A 25,559-nucleotide genomic window follows, 5' to 3' on the forward strand; every position below is an offset into this window, starting at 1 on the left:
GACGCCGCTCCCGGCGGGATCAGATGTCCAGGAAGCGCACGTCTTTGGCGTTGCGCTGGATGAACGAGCGGCGGGCTTCGACGTCCTCACCCATAAGGACGCTGAAGAGCTCGTCGGCCGTCGCAGCGTCGTCGAGAGTGACCTGCTTCAACGTACGGGTAGTGGGGTCCATGGTCGTGTCCCACAGCTCGAGGAAGTTCATCTCGCCGAGACCCTTGAACCGCTGGATGTCGTCCGGCTTGGCGTTCGCCTTCTTCTGCTGACGCAGGGCGATCAGACCGTCACGCTCAGAATCTGAGTAGGCGTACTGGGCATCGTCACCGCGCTTGTTCCACTTGATCTTGTAAAGCGGCGGGGCGGCGAGATAGACGTGACCCAGCTCGACCAACGGCCGCATGAAGCGGAACAGCAGCGTCAGCAGCAGCGTCTGGATGTGCTGGCCGTCGACGTCGGCGTCCGCCATCAGCACCACCTTGTGGTAGCGCAGCTTGGCGACGTCGAACTCCTCGTGGATGCCGGTGCCCAGGGCCGTGATCAGCGCCTGGACCTCGTTGTTCTTCAGCACCCGGTCGATCCGGGCCTTCTCCACGTTGAGGATCTTGCCGCGGATCGGCAGGATCGCCTGGATCTGGCTGTCCCGGCCCTGCTTGGCCGAGCCGCCGGCCGAGTCGCCCTCGACGATGAACAGCTCCGACACCCGCGGGTCGGTCGACTGGCAGTCGGCCAGCTTGCCCGGCATCGAGCCGGACTCCAGCAGCGACTTGCGCCGGGCCAGCTTGCGGGCCTGCTGAGCGGCGATCCGGGCCCGCGCGGCCTGCGACGCCTTCGTGATGATCTGCTTCGCGTCGGCCGGGTTACGGTCGAACCAGTCGGCGATCTTCTCGTTGGCGACCTTCTGGACGAAGCTCTTCATGTTCGTGTTACCGAGCTTGGTCTTGGTCTGGCCCTCGAACTGCGGGTTCGTCAGCTTCACCGAGATGATCGCGGCGAGACCCTCACGGATGTCCTCCCCGGAGAGCTTCTCGTCGCCCTTGAGGAATTTCTTCTCGGCGCCGTAGCGGTTGACGATGCTCGTCAGCGCGGCCCGGAAGCCCTCCTCGTGGGTGCCACCCTCGTGGGTGTTGATCGTGTTGGCGAACGTGTAGACCGACTCGCCGTACGACTCGTTCCACTGCATGGCGATCTCGAGGGCCATGCCCTCGTCGTTGGCCTCGGCCTCGAACTCGATCACCGTCTTGTGGATCGGGGTCTTGGTGGCGTTCAGGTGACGCACGAAGTCGGCGATGCCGTTCTCGTACATGAAGGTGACCGTGCGGGGCTTGCCCTCGTCGTCGAAGAACGCGGCACGCTCGTCGGTCAGGTTGATCGTCAGGGCCTTGTTGAGGAAGGCGTATTCCTGGATCCGGCGGTAGATCGTCTGCCAGTCGAACTCGACGGTCTCGAAGATCGTCGGGTCCGGCCAGAACTGGACCATCGAGCCGGTCGTCGTGGTGGTCTCGCCCTTCTCGAGCGGACCTGGCTTCGACGCGGTGTAGTGCTGCCGGTACACGTTGCCCGACTTGTTGATCTCCACGAACATCTTGGTGGAGAGCGCGTTCACGACGGAGACACCGACGCCGTGCAGACCGCCGGAGACCGCGTACGCCTTGCCGTCGAACTTGCCACCCGCGTGCAGGACGGTCAGCGCGACCTCGACACCCGGCTTCTTCAGCTTGGGGTGCAGGTCGACCGGGAAGCCACGGCCGTTGTCGGTGACCGAGACGCCACCGTCGGCCAGCAGGACCACGTCGATGGTGTCGCAGTAACCGGCGAGCGCCTCGTCGACCGCGTTGTCCACAACCTCCCAGACCAGGTGGTGCAGACCCCGCTCACCGGTCGAGCCGATGTACATACCCGGGCGCTTGCGGACCGCCTCGAGACCCTCGAGCACGGTGATGGAACCGGCACCGTATTCCTGCGTGTTCTCTGCCACCCTCGGCCACTTTCTCGCACCGGTCCCACGAGGGGCCCGGTCACGGGGTTGACGGGGAGACCGGCGGGCAGCCGGCACGCCGGAGGGACCACAGATGAGGAGCCGCGGAAGACGGATCACCGGTGGAACCGAGCGCGCCGGTCGCCGCGGTCGTCCCGCGGATCGTGATCGGCTGGAAAAATCGCGTAGCGTGACGAACCCCGTCGCGGCCTGGTTGAGGGGCATCGACGCTCTGCCACGGGTACAACTTTCCCGGTCTGCATCGATTCTACTCCGTCCGGGCGAGTTGCAGAGGGTCCGGCACCCTCGTGCGGGCACCTCAGATTGCCGTAGGCCGGAGAAGGGTCTCTCCCGCGAGTCCCCCTACACGGAATGCGACCCCTCCGCAACGGCGAACCATCGGGCGGGTGGCTGCCGGGGCGCGCCTTCCGGGGCCGGACGCCACGCGCTGCGACACTCCTGTGCGACAGCCCGGTCCCCGCGACACTGCCTCGCGCCGGCGTACGACAGTGTCGTAACCTCGCCCGCGCGGGCCGGGGAAGGCCGGACGGTCCGCGACCGGCGGGTAGGTTCCCTGCCGGCCGCTCGCAGCCGGCAGGTCGAGAAAGGGTGGGCCCCATGGCGCACGACAAGGGGCTGGACAACGTGGCTGTGCTCTGGCCACGCACGAACCGGTTCTACGACCCGGTGGCACCGGCGGAGTTCGTCGACTTCGGCGCCGTCGCGGACGCACCGGAGATCGCCGCACCGACCGGTGCACTCGCGCTGCACATAGCCAAGACCGGAACGGTGCGCGCCACCGCGTACACGGAACTCGTCGATCTTCTGCTCGGTCTTGAAGGTGTGCTCTATGCCACTGACGCCGCGGCCGAGGACGAGGACCCGGTGATCGACCCGGACGGGTGTGCCTGGATCGCCGGCGGGCTTGAACGCTTCGTCGAGGGCCACCAGCCGTACGGCGACCTGGTCACGTTCGACACCGTCGCCACCGTGATGCGGGAGGCGGTCGCCAACGGGCGCCTGGTCGAGCAGCAACTGCGCTGGCTCGACCAGCGCATGACCGCCCTGCGCGACGAGGCGGGAAATGCTCCGCACTGGAGTTTTGCCCGCACCGAGCTCGCGGTCCTGTCCGGCTTCTACCGCCGCTGCGCCGACCGCGGATACGCCGTCTTCGCCGATTACTGAGTTCTAGCCGTACGTGTCTCTCGGGCCGCGGCCCTGGACCCGGCGGGGTCCCTTGTTCCAGGAGGGCGCCGCCGGGCCGTGGATGTTGAGCTTCTTGACGACGTTGTGGCCGACCTCGGCCGCGATGCTCTTGAGCAGCTTGCCGGCGAGCATCCGCAGCTGGGTCGCCCAGGCCGTCGACTCCGCCTCGACGGTCAGCACGCCGTCGTCGAGCTTGATCGGCCGGCTGTGCTTGGCGATGTCCTCGCCGACGACCTTCTCCCAGGCCCCGAACACGGTGGCCTCGGCGGCCGGCTTCTGCCAGCCGCGCTGCTTCATGATCCGTTCCAGCATGACGCCGAACAACTGCGGATCGCGCGGGTCCGGCCCCGGACCGGAATAGCCGGTCAGGCGTTTGCCCGAGCCTCCACCCTGATCGGTACGGTGCCTGGGCTGCTGAAAATTCGCCCGGCGCTTGGCGAGAGCGGCGTCCAGCACCGCGCGGGCGAGCTCCGGCCCCGCGGGCCCGGCGTCCTTCCGCGGCTCTGACGGGCCCGCTGACGGCTTTTCCGCACTCTGGTCAGACACGGGTCACCGTTCCTGCTCCGACGTCGTAGCGCGCACCCTGGAGGGCCTCCGGCACATCCTCCGGCACCGCGCACGTCACCAGCAACTGTGCCGCGTCGGCGACCAGGGCCGCCAGCCTTTCCCGGCGACCGGTGTCGAGCTCGGCGAACACGTCGTCGAGGACCAGGACCGGTTCGATGCCGTCGGTGCGGAGCAGGTCGTACGCCGCCAGCCGCAACGCGAGCGCGAAGGACCACGATTCGCCGTGGCTCGCGTACCCCTTCGCCGGAAGATCTCCCAGGGCCAGGGTGAGATCGTCGCGATGCGGGCCGACCAGGGTGGTCCCGCGTTCGATCTCCGCACGCTGACGCTCCGCGAGCGAGGCGAGCAGAGCCTGCTCCAGCGCCGGGCGGTCGGGGGTCAGGCCTTCACCCAGACGGGACGCGTACGTGATGGAAGCGGACGTCCGTCCGGCGGCGACCGCGTCGTAGGCCTTGGTCAGGTGCGGGCCGAGCGCCGCGACCAGCTCGATCCGGCCGGCGAGCAGCTCGGCACCGTGGTGGACGAGATGCTGGTCCCAGACGGCGAGCGTCGAGAGGTCCTGTCCCCGGGTGCCACCGACCTTGCGCGTGAGGTAGGCGGTCCGCAACAGGGCGTTACGTTGCTTCACGACCCGGTCGTAGTCGGCGCGCACCCCGGCATACCGGGGTTGCCGGGCGACGAGCAGGTCATCGAGGTACCGGCGGCGTTCGGAGGGGTCGCCCCGGATCAGTTCCAGGTCCTCGGGAGCGAAGAGCACCATGCGCAGGGCGCCCAGGACGTCACGCGAGCGGCGTACGGGTGACCGGTTGAGCCGGGCCCGGTTCGCCTTGCCCGGCACGATCTCCAGCTCGACCAGCAGCTGTCGTCCATCGTGGACGATCTCGCACCGGATCACGGCCGACGTCGCACCGGCCCGGACCAGCGGCGCGTCGGTGGCCACCCGGTGACTGTCCAGGGTGGCCACATAGCCGAGGGCTTCGATCAGGTTCGTCTTGCCCATGCCGTTCTGGCCGACCAGAACGGCGACACCGGGGTCGAGATCAACCGCCACCCGCTCGTACGAACGAAAGTCGGTGAGCTCGACCCGGCGCACGTACATGGATCAGCGCTTGACGGCGTGGCCGCCGAACTGGTTGCGCAGAGCGGCGATCGCCTTCATTGCCGGCGAGTCCTCCTGGCGCGACTGGAAGCGTGCGAACAGCGACGCGGCGATCGCGTTGGCCGGCACGGCGAGACGCACTGCCTCGTCGACGGTCCAACGGCCCTCGCCGGTGTCCTCCGCGTAACCGCGGATGTTCGCCAGCTCCGGGTCCTCGTCGAGGGCCCGGTCCAGCAGGTCGAGCAGCCACGACTTCACGACACTGCCCTCCCGCCAGCTCTTGATGACCGCGGGCACGTCGTCGACCAGCTCGGCCGCCTTGAGGATCTCGTAACCCTCGGCGTACGACTGCATCATCGCGTACTCGATGCCGTTGTGGATCATCTTCGAGTAGTGACCGGCACCGACCTGGCCGGCGTGCGCGAAGCCGAACGGGCCGGCCGGCTTCAACGCGTCGAAGATCGGCTGCGCCTTGGCGACGTTGTCAGCGTCGCCGCCGACCATCAGGGCGTAGCCGTTCTGGGCGCCCCAGACGCCACCGGAGACGCCACAGTCGAGGTAGCCGATCCCCTTCGCGGCGAGGCGCTCGGCCCGCGGGCCGTCGTCGGTGAACTTCGAGTTGCCACCGTCGACGATCACGTCGCCCGCACTGAGCAGGTCGGCGAGCTCGTTGATGGTGTCTTCGGTGATCTTCCCGGCCGGGACCATCGTCCACACGACGCGCGGCGCGGCGAGCTTGTCGACGAGCTCGGCAAGGTTCGCGACGTCAGTGACATCCGGGTGGTGGTCGAAGCCGACCACCTCGTGGCCGGCGGCGCGCAGACGATCGCGCATGTTGCCGCCCATCCGGCCGAGCCCGATCAGACCGAGCTGCATGGTGTTCCCCCTAGGTGAGTGTTTCTTCAGGCCCAGTATCAGCGAGTTACCCGAATAGGCATGATCAGATAGCGGTATCCGGGCTTGATTTCGCCGTCTTCGTCTGCGGGGGAGATCACAGCGGGCTTGAAAGCGTCGACAAATGAGAGTACGGCGGTGGGGGCGCCCAGGTTCTGCAAACCGTCGATCAGGTACTGCGGGTTGAACCCGATCGTCAGCGGCTCACCGGTGAAGGTCGCCTCCATGGCCTCGCTGGCCCGGGCCTCCTCGGTGCCGCCGGCCTCGACCACGAGCCCGTCCTCGCTGAAGCTCAGCAGCACCGGGGTGGTGCGCTCGGCAACCAGCGCGACACGGCGGACGACCTCGACGAGCCCGGCGACGCTCAGACTCGCCTGAGCGTTCTGCGTCGACGGGAAGATCGAGCGCACCGGCGGGTAGTTCGCCCCGTCCAGCAGCCGGCTCGTGGTGCGGCGGGCGCCACCGGCGAAGCCGACCATGCCCTCACCGGCGTTGCCCTGCGAGAGCGCCAGCGTGACGGAGCCACCGATCGGGCCCATCGCCTTGGCGGTGTCGTTCAGCGTCTTCGCCGGGATCAGCGCGTTGAGGCTGATCTCCGGGTCGTCCGGCGTCCACTCCAGCTCGCGCATGGCCAGTCGGTAACGGTCGGTCGCCAGCATCGTCATCGTGGAACCGTCGAGCTCCACCCGGACACCGGTCAGCATCGGCAGCGTCTCGTCCCGCCCGGCGGCGATCGCTACCTGTGCGACGGCCACGGCGAAGGCCTGGGCCTCGACGGTGCCCGCGCTGGAAGGCATGTCCGGCAGCGCCGGGTAGTCCTCCACCGGCATCACCGGAAGGGTGAAGCGGGCACTGCCGCACACCAGCTCCAGATGAGAGCCGACCGCGGCGATGTCCACCGGCTTGGCCGGCAGCGCCTTGGTGATCTCGGCGAGCAGCCGCCCGGAGACCAGGGCGGCGCCGTCGGCGTCGGCCTGCACCTCCACGCTGACCTGACTCGAGACCTCGTAGTCAAAGCCGGAAACCTGCAGCCTGCCGTCGGTCACGCGCAGCATGACACCCGCAAGAACGGGCACCGACGGACGGCTGGGCAGGCTCTTGGCTGTCCATGCCACCGCGTCGGCGAGTACGTCTCGCTCCACCCGGAACTTCATGCCATGCCCTCCGCGTCACTTTCCTCGACAAACCAGCTTCGGATGTGCTGATGGAGCCCTCTGAACTCTATGGCGAGCGGTGACGCTGGGTACGTCCGGCCCCCCGGTGATGAGTCCCTGAGCCCGGGTGGATCGGGCCGCGAGCGGCCTGTCCACAGCTTCCCCAACCCCCAAGATTTCTTTTTAGATTTTCCGAGAGAGAGAACAGTCGTAATCATCGGCCCTGTGGATTCTGTGGAGAACTCGAGTATCCGCAGGTCACAGGGTTATCCACCGGTGATTCACATGTGGGCAACCGGGGTACAAACCCGGTCCGTTGTCCACAGCCGCCGGGTTGGCCGAGGTTTTCCACCGCTGTCCACAGGCTGTCCACCGGTTATCCACCGGGTTTGTCCCCCGCCCTGGGGATAACGCCGGGACGCTTCAGACCCGTCGTCCCCAGAACCTTCAACAGGAAATCCACAGGCGTCCACAGGGTGTGGGTAAAGATGTGACTCTCTGTGGTTATCCACATCGATTTCCCCAGGAGTTACCCACATCTGTGGGTAACCGGCCGCTGAGTTATCCACCGCTGGGGACAAAACCTGTGAACGCCTGTGAATTAGTGTGGATAACGTTGGCACGAAACGGTGTCGTCCCGACGTTGACAAACTGCCACCCGGATGATTCGTCGCCGACGCCCATCCGAAAGATCATCGAGGGCTGTCGGCACCGGCCTGTGAGGACAGGTGTGGATAACCTGTGTGGAGCGTTGTGTTTTCCCAGGTGAGAGCCATGGCGTGCGGGCCGGATGAGGCGTACGGCACTCTCGCGGCCCAACCGGCCCGGCAAACCGGTCGAGGGGGCGGTTCCGGCTTGTGCACAACGCGATTCGTAGGGACCCGAACGCTCTGAGCAATGGGGAGCGAGGCACCCGGCTGGCACCCGCCGGCCGCTGCCATCTGAGTCGAAGCCATCTGTAGCCCAGGCCAGCCGGATCGTCGCGAGCGCTCAGGCTCTGATGGCTCAGGTCTCAGGTGACTCACGGGCTGAGGTCTCGGGGCTGAGGTCTCGGGGCTGAGTGCTGAGTGCTGACGGCTGAGTGCTGACGGCTGACGGCTGACGGCTGACGGGGTATGGGTTGGCGGCTTGGCGGCTTACGGGCTGCGGGCTGCGGGCTTGGCGGGTTGGTGCGACCGTTTGAGCCGGCTGTCGTTCCGTGGGGTGTGGTCGCCGAGGAAGGGGTCCGCACTGCTGATCGACGGGAGTGGACTGCCGCGATGACCGCCGGTGGCTGACGGCGCGGTGATGGCCGATTCGCTGACGGCGGCGGTTCGCGCGGGACGGTGCCCGGTTCGTGACGGTGGCTGGTGGCCGGTGGCTTTGCGGCAGGCGTTTGCTATGCGGCGGCTCGTTGCATGACGGTGGCTCGTTGCATGACGGTGGCCGTTTGCTTTGCGGTGGCCGATTGCTTTGCGCTGGCCGATTTGCTGGTGGCTGGTGGCTTTGCGGCAGCCGTTTGCTTGGCGGTGGCTGGTCGCATGACGTCGGCTGGTTCCGTGACGGTTGGTCGGCTCGTCGAGCGCCAGCACCTCGGAGTCGACCGGTTCCGTGGCTGGTGGCTGATCGTGCGCTGGTGGCCGATCACCTGCTCGTCCGGGCCGTCTCGGTTGTGGCGCCTGACGTCCTATCTCCCCGGCATCATTTCGAGGGGAGGGCGGGTGGCTGCCTTCCCGTGGCCGGGATCGCAGTCGCCTTGTCGGCACGGAGTTCGCGGCGCTGTGCGGGTGGGGCTCAGGTCCGGACAGGAAGGCTTCCCTGGCGGAGCGCTCGTAGGAGCAGGACCTCACCCGGGCACCTTTTGTCCACGGGCTTGCCAGCTACGAGGCTCGCTACCTGCGACGTGCCCGATCTCGGCCCGGCTGCGGCCCTGTGGGCTCGGAATGCCGGATGGCGTCTTGCCTGCTACCGCTCGCTCAGCGATGACGTGCGGCCGCGACTTCGGTGGGTGGGCGCGGGTGGGACGGCCTGGTGACTTTCTGGGGTCACGTCGCCGCGGGCTGTTACGAGCTAGAGGTTTGTCTGGCGTGAGTGCCTGTGTCCAGCTGTGGACCAATGGCCACTGTGGATCCCGGCGGCGAATTCGACCTGGTTGTCGCTTGTGGACATCTGGGGCCTGCGGGTGAGTTGCAGGCCAACCCGGCGGCGGCGACGGCCCTGAGTGGTTACGGTCCGGGGCGGTGGGGTGGCCAGCCCCGTCGTGCTTTTGGGGGCTCCGGCTCGCGTACCTGTGTCCGTCAGGTGTTCTGTTTGATGCGGTTGGTCAGTTCGGCGATCTGGTTGTAGAGCGACCGGCGTTCGGCCATGTGCTGGCGGATTTTGCGGTCCGCGTGCATGACGGTGGTGTGGTCGCGGCCGCCGAAAGCTTGGCCGATGCGGGGCAGGGAGAGGTCGGTGAGTTCGCGGCAGAGGTACATGGCCACCTGGCGGGCGTTGACCAGGACCCGGGAGCGGGAGTGGCCGCGGAGGTCTTCGAGGCTGACGCCGAAGTAGTCGGCGGTGGAGGCCATGATCTGGTCCGCGGTGATCTCGGGGCCGGCTCCGTCGGGCATGAAGTCGCGGAGGACCTCTTCCGCGAGCGACAGCTGCACCGAGGAGCGGGTGAGGCTGGCGAACGCCGTCACCCGGATGAGGGCGCCCTCGAGTTCGCGGATCGAGCTGGAGACCCGGCTGGCGATGAATTCGAGGACGTCGTCGGGGGCGTACATGCGCTCCTGGGCGGCCTTCTTCTGCAGGATCGCGATGCGCGTCTCGAGGTCCGGGGGCTGGACGTCGGCGAGCAGGCCCCATTCGAAGCGGGTTCGCATGCGGTCCTCGAGCGTGGCCAGCTGGCGCGGGGAACGGTCCGAGCTGATGACGATCTGCTTGTTGGCGTTGTGGAGCGTGTTGAACGTGTGGAAGAACTCTTCCTGCGTGCGTTCGCGGTTTTCCAGGAACTGGATGTCGTCGATGAGCAGGATGTCGACGTCGCGGTAACGGCGCTGGAAGGCCTGCGTCTTGTCATCGCGCAGGCTGTTGATGAAGTCGTTGGTGAATTCCTCGGTCGAGACGTAGCGGACGCTGCGGGCGTGACCGAGCGTCGTCGCGTAGTGACCGATGGCGTGCAGGAGGTGGGTCTTGCCCAGCCCGGAGCTGCCGTAGATGAACAGCGGGTTGTAGGCCTTCGCCGGGGATTCGGCGACCGCGACCGCCGCCGCGTGGGCGAAACGGTTGGACGAGCCGACGACGAAGGTCTCGAACATGTACTTCGGGTTGAGGCGGTTGCCGTCGTTCGCGCTGCGGCCGCCGGACTGCTGGTTGCCCAGCGGGGAGCGGCCAGGGCCGTTGTCGCCGCGCATCTGCAACGTGTCCTCGCGGCGTTCCTGGGCCTGGCGGTCGTCGGCGCGGCGCTGGCTGTCGCGCAGCTGGGACTGCTCGGCGGCGATGCGGCGGGCGGTGTCGATCTGGCCGTCCTGATAGTGCGGGACCTGCCGGGGCGCATCGGCCTTCGGCTTTTCCTCAGCCATGGAGTTTGCCGCCGGCTCCGGGTGACCCATCGGCAGCGGCGCCGCGAACAGCGCCTCCTGGCCGTCGCGGGCGGCGGGGACGCCGTGCGGGAACGGGGCCTGCGCCGAACCGGTCGGCTCGTCGTAGCTCTCCCCGTAGCTTTCGGTGTAGGCGGACGGCTGGGGGTAACGGTCCGGGTACGCCGCGGGCTGCGGGTCCGCGTAGTGCGCGGGTGGCTGGGTCGGCGGTTCGGGCGGCGGGGTGCCGTACACCGTGCCGGGGCGTCCCGACCCGTCCTCGGGCGGGCGGACGGTGACCGCCACCTGGATGGGACGTCCGAGCCGGCGCGACAGGGCCTCGGTGATCGCGAGGCGCAGCCGTGACTCGATCACGTCGCGGGTGTAGGTGTCCGGCACCGAGAGCAGAGCTGTGTCCTCGACGATGGCGCGCAGGCGTGTGAGTCGCAGGTACGCACGCTGCTGAGCGGACGCGATCTCGTCCGCCAGCTCGTCCGTAGCCGCAGCCCAGACCCCGCCAAGGTCCACCGTGTCGGCCACCGCCGCGCCACCCCCATCGCCACCGGTTTCACCCGGGTGGCCTTGTTCGGCTTCCGCCTGACCAGTCACATCACCCTGTCGGGCGACGGACCGGACTTCCCCCAACCAGCACGGCACCTTGCTTATCCACAGGTTATCCACAACCTGTGCACTCGTCGAAGATCGCTCCCCGGCCGGATGGTCGACGGACTTCCCGGAGCCTGTGCGGGCGCGGGAAAACAGGCTCACAAAGCCGAACGATCGACCGGCTCGTCCGGTTTCTGTCCGTCCCGGCTTTCTGTACGTCCCGGCCCGACTGCCGGGTGCTCGTCGGAGAACAGCGCTGGAAGACCGGCAAACGGGCACGCTAACAGCGCGGCCATGCCCACATCAACCAGCGGTACCCACCCCGGGACAGGCTTGGCACGAAAAGATTCACTCCGTGCGCGCCGCCACCGACCTGGGTGACGGACGGTACCGCATCCGGCGTGCCGAACCCGCAAGTAGTTGACCACCGTCACGGCCTTGCGTAGGGTCGGGCGGTTGCTCCGCCGCGTTCTGCTAAAGTGGCGTCTTGCAGCTTGATGCCCCCTGGACGTTGCACGGCGCGTGGCTCTCGGCCACGTCGCTCAAAGCCACGCAGCACTGAAGACGGAGTTAACAGTGAGCAAGCGCACTTACCAGCCGAACAACCGCCGGCGCGCCAAGACCCACGGTTTCCGGCTGCGCATGCGCACCCGCGCCGGCCGGGCCATCCTCTCCACGCGTCGCACCAAGGGCCGGGCCAAGCTGTCGGCCTGAGCCGACGCTGGCCAGGCCGGATGCCTAGGTAGTCGTGCTAGCCGCAGCGCAACGATTGCGGCGCAGCAGCGAATTCGCCGTCGCCATCCGCAATGGCCGTCGTTCCGGCCGCGGCACCGTGGTCGTACACCTGCTTGTCGACGAGCCGGCGCAAGCCTCTGAGGCGCGCGCCGGCTTTGTCGTGTCCAAAGCGGTGGGCAACGCGGTGGTCCGCAACAAGGTCCGCCGACGCCTGCGCCACCTGGTCCAGGCCCGGCTCGCCGACCTTCCCGCCGGTGCCGCGCTCGTCGTCCGGGCACTTCCGGCGTCCGCGACCGCGTCCTCCGAGACGCTCGGTGCCGATCTCGACTCGGCACTCACCGCCGCCCGGTCCCCCCGGCGGCGGCGATGACACCCGTTGCCCGCCTGCTGACCGCGCCGATCGTCGCGTACCGTCGTTATGTGAGCCCGGCACTGCCGGCCCGCTGTCGGTTCTATCCGTCGTGCAGCGCGTACGCCCAGGAGGCGCTCGCGAAACACGGCGCGCTCCACGGGACCGGCCTGGCGATCTGGCGGCTGTCGCGGTGTCATCCCTTCCACCCCGGTGGGTACGACCCCGTGCCCGACCCGATCCGTCACCGTCCTGCCGATGTGACTGGAGCATGAATTGAGTCTCGACTGGATCTACTACGCCATTTCGTGGATCCTCCTGCGCTGGCACGCACTCTGGGACGCGATCGGCATTTCCGACGGCCGGGTGCTCGGCACCAACTGGGCCTGGATTCTCTCGATCGTCTTCCTGGTGGTGACGCTGCGCGTCATCCTCTTCCCCGTCTTCGTCAAGCAGATCAAGTCCCAGCGGGCGATGCAGGCACTGCAGCCCAAGGTCAAAGAGCTGCAGGAGAAGCACAAGGGTGACCGGGAGACGCTCCAAAAAGAAATGATGGAGCTCTACAAGGTCGAGAAGGCCAACCCGCTCATGGGTTGCCTCCCGATGTTCTTGCAGATCCCCGTCTTCCTCGGCCTGTTCCACGTGCTGCGGCGGCTCAACCCGGACAACCCCCGGCCCACGCTGTACGGGTGGACGGCCGACCAGTTCAGCGACGCGACCCACTCGGCGCTGTTCACGGTCCCGCTGCCGGCGAAGTTCGGCTCCTCCGCGGCCGAGCTGTCCCAGCTGGGTTACACCGGCAGCAGCATGACGGTGAAGATCATCGCCGGCATCCTGGTCCTCACCATGATGGCGACGACCTACCTCACCAGCCGCCAGATGATCCTCAAGACCGGCTGGGCCGAGGACCCGCAGCAGAAGATGATCCAGCGCCTGATGCTGTACGGCATCCCGCTGTCGCTGCTCGTCTCCGGCTCGCTGTTCCCCATCGGCGTGGTCATCTACTGGGTCACGAACAACCTCTTCAGCCTGGCCCAGCAGCAGTGGGTGCTCCGCAAGTTCCCGCCGCCGGTCAACGCCAACGCCAAGACCGGTGCCTCGGGCGCCCGTCCCGCGAACGGTGCGGCGGCCAAGAACGGCACGAAGAACCCGGTGCAGCCCGCCAGCCGTGGCCTGTTCGGTCGCAAGCCGGCCCAGCCCGAGCCGCAGACGCCGGTCGTCGACACCAAGGCCCTCGCCCCCAAGCCCGGTGCCAAGCCGACGACCAACGCGAAAAAGGGCGCTCGCCCCGCCAACAAACCCAAGGGATGACGCAGCAGCGGCCCGGCTTCCCGCCGGGCCGCGCGCGGCCCCGTCAGGGCGGCGACACAGACCTCCCCGCACCCGGTGATGGACCCCGCCGGAGCGGGAACAGCGGACCGAGCAGGTCCGGCCCGAGAGTACGGAGATGAACCGTGACCGACACCAGCACTCCCAGCACCGAGGAGACGGCCGTCGAGGCCGCCGCGGAGTCCGCCGGTACCGAGGAGCCCAAGAAGTCGGAGACCGTGACCTCCGACGCGGACCTGTTCGGCCAGAGCGAGATCGCCGCTGACTACATCGAGGGCCTGCTCGACATCCTCGACTACGACGGCGACATCGACGAGCTGGTCTCCGCGGGCCGCCCGATGGTCGAGGTCGTGGGCGACCGCCTGCAGCCCCTCGTCGGCCAGCGCGGTGCCACCCTGGAAGCCCTCCAGGAACTCACCCGCCTCGCGATCTTCCGCGCCTCGGGCTCCCCCAGCCGCCTGCTGCTCGATATCGGCGGCTACCGGGCCAGCCGCCGCAAGGAACTCACGGCCGTCGCCCGCAACGCGGTCGAGAAGGTCAAGGAGCACGGCGACGCGGTCCGCCTCGAGCCGATGTCGGCCTTCGAGCGCAAGTGCGTCCACGACGTGGTCAACGCCATGCCGGGCGTCGAGAGCGAGTCCGAGGGCGTCGAGCCCAACCGCCGCATCGTGGTCCGGCCGGCAGACTGACCGACAATGACCAACCCACGCTACGGCGAGGGACAGACCGGCCCGGGTGCTGCGCCCGGGCCGTCGTCGTCTCCGCCCATTCCTCCGGTACGCGGTGAGCAGCCCCCCGCCGTCCCCACCCCGTCAGCGACGCCTCCCTCGGCCGGCCGTTCCCCATCAGCCACCCAGCCGGGTGCCGGCGCACCCTCGTCGCGTACTGGTTCGCCCGTGTCCCGCACCGGTTCGCCTACGTCCCGCAGCGGTTCGTCGGTGTCGCGCAGCGGTTCGCCTGCGTCGCGCGTTCGTCGGGGTGTCCCTCTGAAAGGCTTCCCCGGTCGGTCCGCAGGCCCGGAAAACCGCACCCGCAAATCTCCGGCCGCGGATCTTGGTCCAGCTGCTGGCCTCGGTCCGGTCGGGACCTCCGGTCCGGCTGCGGATCTTGGTTCGGCTGGCGACTCCGTCTCGGCTCCGGGCTCCGTCGCTGTTGACCGTTCTGTCGCTGCCGGCGGTTCCGTTCTGACTGGTGATTCGGTCCTTGCTGTGGATGCCGACTCTGTGGCTGCTGGCGATTCTGTCGCTGCGGACGGTTTTGTCCCGACCGCCGATTCCGCCGCTGGGATGTTCCCCTCTCCCTCTCTTCCTGAGAGCCTCTCGTCTCCCACCGCGTCGTCTCCTGCGGTGTCGTCTCCCACCGCGTCGTCTCCGGGAGTCAGGGCCGAGGTTGCATCTCCTCCTCCGGCTGCCGCTGTGGCGTCCAACGGCCAGAGTGAGGCGTCTGAGTCGGCCTCCGCGCCTTCGTCGTCCGAGCCGTCCTCCGCGCCTTCGTCCAGCGGGATCTCGGTGCTCACCCCGCCGGACGAACATCTCGCAGCCGCCCAGCGGGTGTTCGGCGATCGGCTCGAGCTCGCCGGGCGGTATGCGGAGCTGCTCGTCACCGATGGCGTACTGCGAGGGCTGATCGGTCCTCGGGAGGCGCCGCGGGTGTGGGAACGCCACCTGATCAACTGTGCCGTTATGTCCGAGATGATCCCGCTCGGCGCTTCGTTGATCGACGTGGGGTCTGGTGCCGGTTTGCCCGGTATCGTGCTCGCAGTGGCTCGACCTGATCTCACGATCACCCTGGTGGAGCCGCTGGCACGACGGACCGCTTTTCTGTCCGAAGCGGTGACAGCGCTCGGCCTCGATTCGACCGTCACGGTCGTCCGGGGTCGCGCGGAAGACTTCGTCGGAGGACCCCCCGCCCCCGCCGATGTCGTCACCGCGCGCGCGGTTGCTCCGCTCGACCGGCTTGCCGGTTGGTGCCTGCCTCTCGCGGCTGTCGGCGGCCGGCTCCTGGCGCTCAAGGGCGCCTCGGCCGCGGACGAAGTGGCAGAGCACCGCGAAGTGATCGCCGAACTCGGCGGCGGCACCCCGAACGTCCGGCTCTGCGGGGCCGGGCTGATCGACCCGCCGACCACGGTCGTCGAGATCGTGCGGGAGCGCAACGTCGTGGCACCACGGCCGAGGCCGTCCCAACGGGCGGCCACCCCGGGCCGCTCCTCCGGTACCAACGGCGGACGCGGACCCGGGAAGAGGAGATCGCGGAGGGGCTAGATGGCCAGGCGGGGCGTGCGGAAACGAATGGGTAAACAACCCCCACCATCAACTCCGCCGCCCGGCCACCACTCCGATCCACCCACCCTCGCGCCCTCTGCGGCACTCACGCTTGCGGCATCTGACGCCGGGCCTTCCGTACGCGTGGTGCGGTCTTCGTCAGTCCGGTCTTCGGCGGCCGACTGGACGGTCCTGGACGGATGGCGATCGGGTGCGAGGGACGCCGTACCCGCGATCGGTGATGGTGATTCTGAGCCGTCTGCGGTCGGGCTTCCGACTGAGATGCCGACCCGCGATCTCAAGCCCGGGACCATTGATCAGGCCCGTTCCGTCGGGGGTCGAGATGCTGTTCGGGGCCATCGCTGGGCGGGCGCGGGCGGAGGTCGTACCGATGAAGGGTTTGAGGTCGGGTCGCCGTCGGCGGTGGGTTGGCCTTGCGGGAGAATCAGAGGCTATGGCGGCCGGCTGCGGCATGTCGCCGGATTTATGGTTTTCGAGACGCCCCGGATGCTGTCGGTCTCAACTCATCAGGCGGACAAGCGTGGCACCCGTCGCCCTACGGCCGTAGGCTGGCCGCGCGTCGATAGTGTGGACCGGATGGCAGGCGCAACACCCGCGCCGCCGTTTCCTGCCGGCCTGCACGCTCGCGGTGCCGACTCCATCCAACCAGGCAGGGATAAAACGGTGCATGAGTATGGCAGGGGGCCCGACGGCAACCCCGGCTGGGACGGTGTTTCACGTGAAACCGAGCCCATCGCCGAGCCCGATCGGAGTGTGAGCTTGACCGTGACCTTCAACAGTGGAGACCCGGGCGTGCCGCAACCGCGCGCAGGTCAAGGCCAGGTGTACGGCACGCCGGTGAGCTCCCCCGACGTGTCCTCTGCCGAACCGCGTCGTCCCGCTCCTGCACCACGTTCAGCACCACCTGTACCCGTGTCCGCCTCAGCTCCGGTGTCGGGCGCTGCAGCCATGCAGCAGCAGACGACCGGAGAGTTCGCCACGGCTTCGCCCACCCAGCCGACGTCCGCGCCTCCGGCGTCGTCGGCTCCGCCAGCTGATTCGGTAGATGGTGCGGCGGCAGCCGAGCATGTTTCACGTGAAACGCCGACTGCGGATGAGGCCGATCCGCCCCTTGCCATGGAAGCGTTGCGAGCTGTGCAGATCCTCAATCCGAGCGGCGAGATCACTATGCCGCGCCCCGACCATCCCCGGGTGTTCTGCGTCGCAAACCAGAAGGGTGGCGTCGGGAAGACCACCTCGACGGTCAACCTGGCGGTCGCGCTGGCACTGCACGGAAACCGCGTCCTCGTGGTGGACCTGGATCCCCAGGGCAATGCCTCCACCGGCCTCAACGTGCCGCACCACGCCGGCGTCCCCGATGTGTACGACTGCCTCATCGACAACGTGCCGCTGGCCGAGGTCGCGCAGGCAGTTGAAGGCATCCCCAACCTGTTCTGCGTCCCGGCCACGATCGACCTCGCTGGTGCGGAGATCGAGCTCGTGTCGGTGGTCGCGCGAGAGTCGCGGCTGGCCCGGGCGATCAGCGCACACCCGGAGAAGTTCGACTACGTCTTCATCGACTGCCCGCCGTCGCTCGGCCTGCTGACCGTCAACGCGCTCTGCGCCGCGCAGGAAGTGCTGATTCCGATCCAGTGCGAGTACTACGCGCTGGAAGGCCTCAACCAGCTGATCAACAACATCAATCTGGTACGGCAGCACCTCAACCCGACGCTGGACGTGTCGACCATCCTGCTGACCATGTACGACCGCCGTACTCGCCTCGCGGACGCCGTTGAGCAGGACGTGCGGAACCACTTCGGGTCGAAGGTGCTCGAGGCGGTGATTCCTCGCAACGTACGGGTCTCGGAGGCCCCCAGCTACGGCCAGTCCGTGATGACCTACGATCCGGGATCGCGGGGCGCCACGAGCTACTTCGAGGCAGCATTGGAGATCGCGATGCGCGGGGTCAACACAGTAGGAGGCGCGGCATGAAGAACCGTCCACGGGGCGGCCTCGGCCGCGGTCTGGGGGCGCTGATCCCGACAGCGCCACCGCCGGCCGAGACCGAGGCTGAAGCGCCTGCGGTGGCCTCGCCGGCGCCCGCGCAGTACGTGGCGCCGGCGGCTCCTGCCATTCCCGTCGCCCCACCTGCCGCCACTCCGGTCATCGTGGACGAGCCGGTGGTCGACGACCGCGGCCTGGCACCGGTTCCGGGTGCACGGTTCGCGGAACTCGCCGTCACGGCCATCGTGCCGAACCCGAAGCAGCCTCGCCACGTCTTCGACGACGACGCGCTCGAGGAGCTCAAGACCTCGATCGAAGAGGTCGGTTTCCTGCAGCCGATCGTCGTACGCGACATCGGCGACGGCACGTACGAGCTGGTCATGGGCGAGCGCCGCTGGCGTGCGGCTCAGGCGGTCGGTAAGGAGTCCATCCCCGCGATCATCCGGGAAACCCGTGATGACGCGATGCTCCGCGACGCCCTCCTCGAGAACATCCACCGCGCGAACCTCAACCCGCTCGAAGAAGCAGCCGCATACCAGCAGCTTCTGGAAGAGTTCGGCGCAACCCATGAGGAGCTGGCCCGGCGGATCGGCCGCAGCCGCCCCCAGATCTCGAACACCATAAGGCTTCTCAACCTGCCGGCCCCGGTCCAGCGCCGGGTGGCCGCGGGCATCCTGTCGGCCGGCCATGCCCGGGCGCTGCTCAGCCTGGACGAGAGCGAGACTCAGGAGTCGCTGGCGCTGCGGATCGTGGCCGAGGGTCTTTCGGTACGCGCGACCGAGGAGCTGGTCTCGCTCGCCATCGCGGACGGACCTGCCAAGAAGTCGGCCCCGAGCCGCCGAGCCAAGGTCCACGCACCGGCCCTCAACGACCTAGCGGACCGTCTCTCCGACCGCTTCGACACCCGGGTCAAGGTCGACATCGGCCGCAACAAAGGCAAGATCACGATCGAGTTCGCCACGGTGGACGACCTCGAACGCATCGTGGGCATGATCGGCGTCGAGGAAGAAGGCGCCGGCCCGACGGACCCCAACGCGGACTGATTGTCAGCAGGCGCACGCACCACCAGGCGAAAACGGCAGGCACGTGATCTAGCGGATCACGTGCCTTCCTCTTTTCTCGCAGCTGTTCGCCCTGCAATCCGTGCGAAGCCCCTGTTTCTGTAGGCCCCGATCCTCGTGCTCCCCCATTGGCGTCCGCCCTATGTTTGAGAACGCGGAACCCCGACCCTCAAGGCTTCATTGCTCCCCTCACATCGGCCACTGGGGAGACTTCCTGTGTAAGTGGGCCTCGTCCCGGGATCCGCCGCAACCCCCTCGTTTCCTCTCGCACCTCGCGTCGGCCGCGGAGACGGTGTTGTCTCAGATCCCGTGTACGCGTCAGAGTCCGTGTTGGAGCCCGAGCCTCGGATGCCGATCCGGTCGCCAGGTTGGAAGGGCTGTCGCCGTCGCTTTCCACGGTCCGAGGTCGCCTACGTCTGAGGTCGTACTGCGCGTCTCTCCGCGGTGCCTACGCCTTTCGTGGCCGTCGTAGCCTTTGCCCGACCAGGAGGCTTCGACCGGCGCGACCGAAGATCATTTCAGCGTTCAACCAGTTCTGTCAGAACGATTCTCCTGAGATTTCGCCACCCGCCGTTTTCCCCCGCCCCGCCATCCCAGAAGCCCGATTCGCCGACTTTGTCGTCAGCGCAGCACGATCCGATTGAGGTCGTTTGCTGGAAGCGAAATCCAATCGCATCTGACAGTCGCTGACTCACGAGACGACTGGCTTCGAAGCCAGTCGTGGCCCTCATGTGCTTGGCAGCTTCTCAGTCCAGGGATCAACGGAGTGACCGAGTAGATGATCTGTCATGTCCGGCCGTGGGCCAAAGGAGCTGTCGCCGTCGTAATCATCAGACCATCGCAGTCATTTGATGGTGGGCTCATCGCGTGTGCAGTTGCCGTGGCTCCCTTAAAGCTGACCTCACCAACGCCAACTCGGGGGACGCTTCAGGCTGAGAGACAAACTGGTCCTCGCCAGCTGCCGCTCTGTGCCTGCCCAACTCAACGTTGAAAGCCCTCAAGCAACACCAGCGCTGGGGCTAACCAGTTGTCGCTGCGATCGATCCGGACGGAGTCCGGTGCGACAGTCCTCTTGGCGCGACTCTGCGGATGCGAAATTCGCGGCCGTTGCACGGATGCCGCCGGCACGGACGACTGGGAAGGAGTTCGTTACTTACCCGCCAGATGGCAGGGGGTCCATGCGACAAGCGCCCCGCGCAAACTTCGCGGCCCGGCTGCCGAAGAGGCGGCTGTCCGAGCACACCCGCGCCGCCTACCGCTGCGAGATCTGCTCACTAGGCCATGAGCCCGCCCCGCGCCCGCCCTGCCTGAGACCGCAGCCATACCCGACCACGCTGGTCCGATCTTGGGCGAGGCTCGGCCGTGTATTGCCTGGCACCTAATGAAACGCGACCCCCAGCCAGGGAGCGTTCATCCTGCTGGCTCCGACGGCGTGGCCGCACTCGACTGATCTTCTTGGGCTAGTTCCACCTAGACCGAGATAGAACGGAACGCACGAATCAGTCGTCGGACTTCTCTCGTCATGGCAGCGATTGGCTGTCTTCCTGTGTCTACGCAGCATGCTGCCTACTGACATTGGGCACCGAGGCTTGCAGCCGCTCCATCTCAAAGATGCCGCAGCCTTATCCAAGAGTCTGGCTGTACCGATCCTGCCTTCTGACCCAGAGGCCACTCAAAGGCCAACGCCGAATCGTCTCTGCCGGCGAACTACGCCTCGCGGCCTAGCCCAATAGCCGGTTCCTGACCACCCACGGCACCTTCCTGGAGGCAGTGCTGGACCAATCCTCCCAGCGAAGGCGTAGGGGCGGGTGTGTCGTTCCACGTGAAACATGTACGCCCGAGTGGCAGGGATGATCCCGAACTCAAGCACCGATCAGTAGGAGAGGCCATGTAGATGATTCGTATGTTGCTGTCGAGCACTCCGTGTTCAATACTTGCCCGGAGCCCGGAGCCCGGAGCCCGGAGCCCGGAGCCCGGAGCCCGGAGCCCGGAGCCCGGAGCCCGGAGCCCGGAGCCCGGAGCCCGGAGCCCGGAGAAGGTCGATCGCATCGGTTCGGATGCGCCAGTGCTCTAGCTATTTTCGATGTTCTCAGAGACGGTGACCGGCAGTTGGTTTCCGACTCGCAAATGACTCCCAGGGCCGGGTTAGGTGCGTTTCACGTGAAACAAGGGCAGTCCTGCGGCCAGTGATACCGCACGCGTCTCAGAAGCCAGCGCGCGTTGATAGACGCGCAACACGCATGAAGGCTTTGCATGCCTGGGGTCTCGGGCTCAACCACGCGGTTTGATGCAGACCTCAGCGTTCGGCTTGCCTGCCGCTGGGCCGCTGGGCCGCTGAGCCGTGCCGGGCCGGGTCGGTGCCTGTTTGCTTTGCTCGCGCTTGCTCTTTTGAGCATTGGCCCGTGGTCATCGGATCCTCGTCGTCCTGGCCGCCACACCGGTCCGTTGATTAGATCCCGCCGGGTCACCTCTGGACGCTTCACCTCGATGCCAGCGGCGGTAGCTTCTGCAGGGCGATGCCGTCCGTGTTTCACGTGAAACGTGCGGGCGGATTCAGGACTCCATCGCCGTAGCGCCGAGTGTCGAACGCGGATCCCCGCCCCTGGATGAGCATCTCGGGATTTTGGGGTGGCCCTTCAGATCTTGAGTTCCGTCACCGTGAGCCAACCACTCTCGGTGGCCTGAGTGGTGGAGCCCTAGGTGGGCAGTCTGGCCGCAGGGAGCGTGATGCCCGCCGGGCAGTGGCCGTATACGCGGCCCATGAGTCTGGAGACCTCTCCGGCGGTGGACCCGGGGGTCCTGTCCCAGGGTCCAGGAGTCCATGGCTCACGGCTGGCGGTGTTGCATGGCCTCGGACGTCGGTTTCACGTGAAACGGTGCAGCGATCGATGCACCGAGCGTCTTGCGGTCACCTGGGTACGCGACAGCCCCGCAGTGATTGCAGGAGGCGTTCCTTCGGACCGCCAGTACCGGTCTGCATCCCAGACGTCTGCTGATCGGGCGCGGACCTAACTGGATTCCGCCTCATGATCGCCACTTCGGGAACCCGCCTGTTTCCTCACGGCGGCCGCGCGAATCGGGCAGGAACGCGGACGCATTCGGCGGCAGGTCTAGAAATCGTCGTACGGCTATCGTCCGGGGCCAAGCAGTAATGCCAGGAGTGGGAGCGCTCATCGGCGAACCTGAGGCCTGTGTGCGCCGACACCTGGGAGGCGCAGAGTCTGTCTGCGTAGCCCGGTGAGTCCGTACAGCTGGAAGAGCCTGGGGCGCACTCAAAGGGCTGATGCGGCATCAGGGTCGGTCTCGCTGCTATCTGGGCTAAGCATGCCGACGACTCGGCGGTGCCCGCAGGCTCGCGAGGCGAACTCGTGAGTGGCCGATCAGACAGATTTGGCACGGCGGTGCTACAACGGTGCGTCCGCTAAACAAGGCGACTCGACAGGGCAGCGACACGGACGGCGGGTTGGCCGGGCGGGCAGTGTGGTGGGCTCCTTGCGGCGAAGCCGGACAGCTGAGCACGTTGAGGTCCTGATTGAGATAGCCGACAACTGTGGAGAGCTGGTTAGCCGGCTGAAGGACGGGCCTAGGCGATGTCCTCCTCTAGATCAAGCCGGATTCTGCTCAGATGCTGGCATCCCTGAACGCCGCGCGCGCATGTCCGTCAGGCAGGCGTACGAGTGAACGCTATAGCCGACTGGGCTCGGTAGCGTGGGCTGCTCAGATCTGCGGAGCGAGGTGAATGCGGGATCCAGCGCGGACGAACAGCGAACCGACGAACGAGCGTCGGACTCAGTGAGACCTGCTCTGCCCGATGGTAGGCGAGCATGGTTGGTAGAGCCGACGGATGAACAGACCGAATGGGCGGTTCTGCTGCGCCTCCCCGGGGGCACCTGCGCACATCCGGAACGGGCTGTCTGTGGTTGCGGATGTGGGCGGGAAGCGCACTGGTATCTGCCGAACGTGGACGGGAACAAGGGCGCGCGATTGCCGGACCTCTGGAGGTGCCGACGGTGACCGAGGGCCCTCACTGCGGGTCCGCCCAAGGGGTTCGAGTCCGGTCGTAGACGTCGGCCTCTCGGCCTCTGCGCCTAGAACGCAATGTCGTCGCGACCGAGAGGGCGGCAATGTGGGTCCTGTGCCAGGGAAGCACGAAGGGATTGCGCGTGCGGTGGTCACGGTGGCAAGCGCGGTGGGGATCGTCGTGAGATGTGGGCCCGGGAACGCAGGAGGATCCGATAGGGATGGGATCGGGATAGCAACCAGCTTTGGCCGGAGAGCCTGTTGGCCATCGTCGGCTGGAGGCTGAGTGACCGCGGCACGGGGTGAGGTTGGGCTCTCTGAGCCGCCGCGGCTTCCTGGTTTTCGTGGACCGGCATCTTCACCCGGAGCGGTGCTTCCCTCTCCATCAGCCGGCTTCCTGGCCGGGTCGCTCTACTTGGTGGCGAGGACACCAGCGGAGACTGAATTGAGCCACTGAGACCTGCGGCGGGAGATGTAGGCGGGCGGGGCGTCCCGGTCGCGGGCCGTGGGTTACCAAGTTGACGTGAGCTCAGCTCGACTTTCTCGAGCCATGCGCTGAGGTTGGCAAGAGGGATCCAGGCACTTTGACCGTGCGAGGAGCGGGTCAGCTTTAGGGCGGATTGATGTCGTGCTCGAGGGGGTCGGCGCATCGGCGATGGGCACTATCCACAAGCTGTGTGCAACCGCTGTTGAACAAAGTTCGAGGTGCCGTTTCACGTGAAACGTTGCCGATGTCGTGGGTGTTGTCCACGGCAGTATCCACAGGGGGTACAGCGCTGCGACGTCGCGTTTCACGTGAAACGGCGGAGCCTGTGGATAACTTCTGTGGATAACTTTGGGGCGTGTGGACGCGTCTACCGAGGGTGATCGGTGTCGACGTGGTGGGCACCTTGAGGACGCCTGATGGGCCAAGCTCGGGGCTCTGTCCACAGGCCTGAAATTGACCCGGGACATGGCTGCCTACCTGGACTAGGGTCAGCGGCGTGCCCGATGACACGCCCTCGCTTCCGGACTTCACCCGCTGGCCTTCCTTCCCGTTCGAGGGCGAGATGCGGGTCAAGCGACTCAACGATGCTGTAGCTGTGGAGCCCCCTCGTCACGGCGAGGACGCTGCTGACTGTGTTGCCTGCAATACGCCTGACGACTCGTACATCTGGGTTAGTGAGCGGTGGAGGGTCCGCGGGATGGACCGGCCGACGGGGTTGCCAATGGTCTTGATCCTTGAGTGTCGTTCGCATCTTGACCTTGGGGATCTTCCCAACCTCCTGGCCGCCGAGTTGGGTGTCATGACGGTGCGGCTGGAGCGGGCGATTCGTTCGCTGGACGGCGTTGCTCGGGTGCACGTGAATCGTTGGGGCGATGGGTCCGCGCACCTGCACATGTGGTTTCTTGCGCGGCCGCTCGGACGGTTGCAGCTGCGTGGCACGTTCCTCTCGCTGTGGGACGACATCCTTCCGGTGATCCCGGAAGAGCAGTGGCTCGAGAACCTTGCCCTCGTTGCCGCATGGCTGGCTGGGTTTGGCGGGCGGGCGATTGCCGAGCCTCCGCATATCCATTGGGAATCGCCATCGACGTTCGGCGCTGAGCCGACTGCGGCCGACGAGGAGGACGCGCAACCGTCGAGCGGGAGCGGTGATGACGGCGGAATCGGTCGGGTAAACGGCGGTGTGTCCGAGGCTGAGGCGGGGCCCGGGGATACGGACGAGGCCGGACATGGAGATGGGGCTCTGGCCGGGTTCGGTGGAGGTGCCAGGGCCGGGCAGGGTGATGCGGCTGAGCTGCGGCCTGAGGACGCGGTTGAGGCAGAGCCCGGAAGGGTGGTTGAGGCTGGGCGGACTCCAGGCCCTCAGAATGTGACAACCGGCCAGCCCTGAGGGTCGGCCGATCGGCAGGGGCTGGCCGAGCCGCAGACGGTTGGTTGACCGCAGGGGTTGGTCTAGCTGTCGGGATCGGTCGAGCGGCAGAAGTTGGTCAAGCGGCAAGGGGTTGGCCAAGCAGCAGGGTTGACCAACCCGCGGGGTCGACCTAGCGGTGGGGCCGAGCGGCGAGGGTCGGGCCATGCGAAATGCAGCTAGCTCGGTGGTGGGACTGGGTCCAGCCGTGGAGGTGGGTCCGTCGGTGGGCCGGTGGCGGGGTCGGATTTAGTGCCGCGGGATCAGCGAGACGGATGCTGCGCCGCGGGTGTGGCGAGCGCGGGTGTGGCGAGCGCGGGTGTGGCGAGCGCGGGAACGCCTGATGAGTCAGATCGCTAGTGACTTTGGGCCGGGTGGCTTTCCGAGGTTCTTTGGGTGAGTCGGGTCAGGTTCGTGGCCGCCGAGCGGTGGGGCTCTGGTTTTGAGGTAGATGCTGGAGTGGGGTCGCAGCCTGGGTGGATTGCTGCGATGTCAGCCGGCGGGTCTAGGCGGGCCTGAGTTCAGCCATAGCCCCATGGGTCATGGGGTGGCGTGTTGTCTGCTCGGTAGGAAGCGTGAGTGGACGGCGGATCGCGGGTTGCGTGGGCATAGTGCGGTAGGTGGTACGGCTGCGGGGCCGGTGGGAGACGCGTGGCCCGAGGTTGCCGCGCGGACGCCACTTGGAGAAACACTGCGGGGGCCACGCGCAGGAAGCGGGAAGCGGAGGCGCGCAGAGAGACCCGCGCCGACGGCACACGGGAAGCGACGCATAGAACCCGCACGGGCCCGCGCTTAGGAGGCCGCGCACGGGAGGCCGCGCACGGGAGGCCGCGCACGGGAGGCCGCGCACGGGAGGCCGCGCACGGGA

16 protein-coding genes are annotated in these 25,559 nt (G+C 67.3%); 10 read left to right on the forward strand and 6 right to left on the reverse strand.

The window, feature by feature from the left end:
* Window positions 1-19: 19 nt before the first annotated feature.
* Window positions 20-1,972: a DNA topoisomerase (ATP-hydrolyzing) subunit B gene (gene gyrB / locus ACIA6A_RS28405; protein WP_396100943.1), complete on the reverse strand. Its 1,953-nt coding sequence runs from the start codon at window positions 1,970-1,972 to the stop codon at window positions 20-22.
* 618 nt (window positions 1,973-2,590) lie between these two features.
* Between gyrB and ACIA6A_RS28410 the strand changes: the two genes are divergently transcribed.
* Entirely contained in the window at window positions 2,591-3,157 is a 567-nt protein-coding gene (locus ACIA6A_RS28410; RefSeq protein ID WP_396100945.1) for a hypothetical protein, read from the forward strand.
* A gap of 3 nt (window positions 3,158-3,160) precedes the next feature.
* On the opposite strand, the gene ACIA6A_RS28415 is transcribed toward ACIA6A_RS28410, so the two are convergent.
* From ACIA6A_RS28415 to dnaA, 5 genes are all read right to left on the reverse strand, one after another.
* On the reverse strand, window positions 3,161-3,724 hold the full coding sequence (locus ACIA6A_RS28415) for a DciA family protein (protein WP_396100946.1): 564 nt from the start codon (window positions 3,722-3,724) through the stop codon (window positions 3,161-3,163).
* On the reverse strand, window positions 3,717-4,844 hold the full coding sequence (gene recF / locus ACIA6A_RS28420) for a DNA replication/repair protein RecF (protein WP_396100947.1): 1,128 nt from the start codon (window positions 4,842-4,844) through the stop codon (window positions 3,717-3,719). The genes ACIA6A_RS28415 and recF overlap by 8 nt, the downstream gene beginning before the upstream one ends.
* 3 nt (window positions 4,845-4,847) lie before the next feature.
* A complete protein-coding gene (gene gnd / locus ACIA6A_RS28425) occupies window positions 4,848-5,720 on the reverse strand; it encodes a phosphogluconate dehydrogenase (NAD(+)-dependent, decarboxylating) (protein ID WP_396100948.1) in 873 nt (290 codons plus the stop codon).
* 38 nt (window positions 5,721-5,758) lie between these two features.
* On the reverse strand, window positions 5,759-6,892 hold the full coding sequence (dnaN, locus tag ACIA6A_RS28430; protein ID WP_396100949.1) for a DNA polymerase III subunit beta: 1,134 nt from the start codon (window positions 6,890-6,892) through the stop codon (window positions 5,759-5,761).
* A 2,276-nt stretch (window positions 6,893-9,168) separates the two neighbouring features.
* Complete coding sequence (gene dnaA, locus ACIA6A_RS28435; RefSeq protein WP_396100950.1) at window positions 9,169-10,974, reverse strand: chromosomal replication initiator protein DnaA; 1,806 nt, start codon at window positions 10,972-10,974, stop codon at window positions 9,169-9,171.
* A gap of 642 nt (window positions 10,975-11,616) precedes the next feature.
* Here dnaA and rpmH point away from each other — a divergent pair.
* The 9 genes from rpmH to ACIA6A_RS28480 all read left to right on the forward strand — a co-directional run bounded on the left by rpmH (window position 11,617) and on the right by ACIA6A_RS28480 (window position 24,673).
* Window positions 11,617-11,754: a 50S ribosomal protein L34 gene (rpmH, locus tag ACIA6A_RS28440; RefSeq protein WP_203837280.1), complete on the forward strand. Its 138-nt coding sequence runs from the start codon at window positions 11,617-11,619 to the stop codon at window positions 11,752-11,754.
* 34 nt (window positions 11,755-11,788) lie between these two features.
* Window positions 11,789-12,145: a ribonuclease P protein component gene (gene rnpA / locus ACIA6A_RS28445; protein WP_396100951.1), complete on the forward strand. Its 357-nt coding sequence runs from the start codon at window positions 11,789-11,791 to the stop codon at window positions 12,143-12,145.
* Entirely contained in the window at window positions 12,142-12,399 is a 258-nt protein-coding gene (gene yidD, locus ACIA6A_RS28450; protein WP_396100952.1) for a membrane protein insertion efficiency factor YidD, read from the forward strand. The genes rnpA and yidD overlap by 4 nt, the downstream gene beginning before the upstream one ends.
* A 1-nt stretch (window position 12,400) precedes the next feature.
* Window positions 12,401-13,435 carry a membrane protein insertase YidC gene (gene yidC / locus ACIA6A_RS28455; RefSeq protein WP_396100953.1) on the forward strand — a complete coding sequence of 345 codons (1,035 nt, stop codon included), beginning with the start codon at window positions 12,401-12,403 and terminating at the stop codon, window positions 13,433-13,435.
* Between the two features lie 143 nt (window positions 13,436-13,578).
* The gene (locus ACIA6A_RS28460) at window positions 13,579-14,142 is read left to right on the forward strand and encodes a protein jag (protein ID WP_396100954.1); all 564 of its coding nucleotides are present in this window, start codon (window positions 13,579-13,581) and stop codon (window positions 14,140-14,142) included.
* Between the two features lie 813 nt (window positions 14,143-14,955).
* Window positions 14,956-15,714 (forward strand): 16S rRNA (guanine(527)-N(7))-methyltransferase RsmG, encoded by a 759-nt coding sequence (gene rsmG / locus ACIA6A_RS28465; protein WP_396101157.1) that lies wholly within the window; start codon window positions 14,956-14,958, stop codon window positions 15,712-15,714.
* Between the two features lie 969 nt (window positions 15,715-16,683).
* Window positions 16,684-17,706, forward strand: a complete 1,023-nt coding sequence (locus tag ACIA6A_RS28470; protein ID WP_396100955.1) for a ParA family protein — start codon at window positions 16,684-16,686, stop codon at window positions 17,704-17,706.
* Complete coding sequence (locus ACIA6A_RS28475; protein ID WP_396100956.1) at window positions 17,703-18,761, forward strand: ParB/RepB/Spo0J family partition protein; 1,059 nt, start codon at window positions 17,703-17,705, stop codon at window positions 18,759-18,761. The genes ACIA6A_RS28470 and ACIA6A_RS28475 overlap by 4 nt, the downstream gene beginning before the upstream one ends.
* Window positions 18,762-23,782: 5,021 nt before the next feature.
* Window positions 23,783-24,673, forward strand: coding sequence for a hypothetical protein (locus ACIA6A_RS28480; RefSeq protein ID WP_396100957.1), 891 nt, complete (start codon window positions 23,783-23,785; stop codon window positions 24,671-24,673).
* Window positions 24,674-25,559: the final 886 nt, after the last annotated feature.

The sequence above is a fragment of the Actinoplanes sp. NPDC051494 genome (assembly GCF_044454705.1).
GTDB lineage: Bacteria > Actinomycetota > Actinomycetes > Mycobacteriales > Micromonosporaceae > Actinoplanes.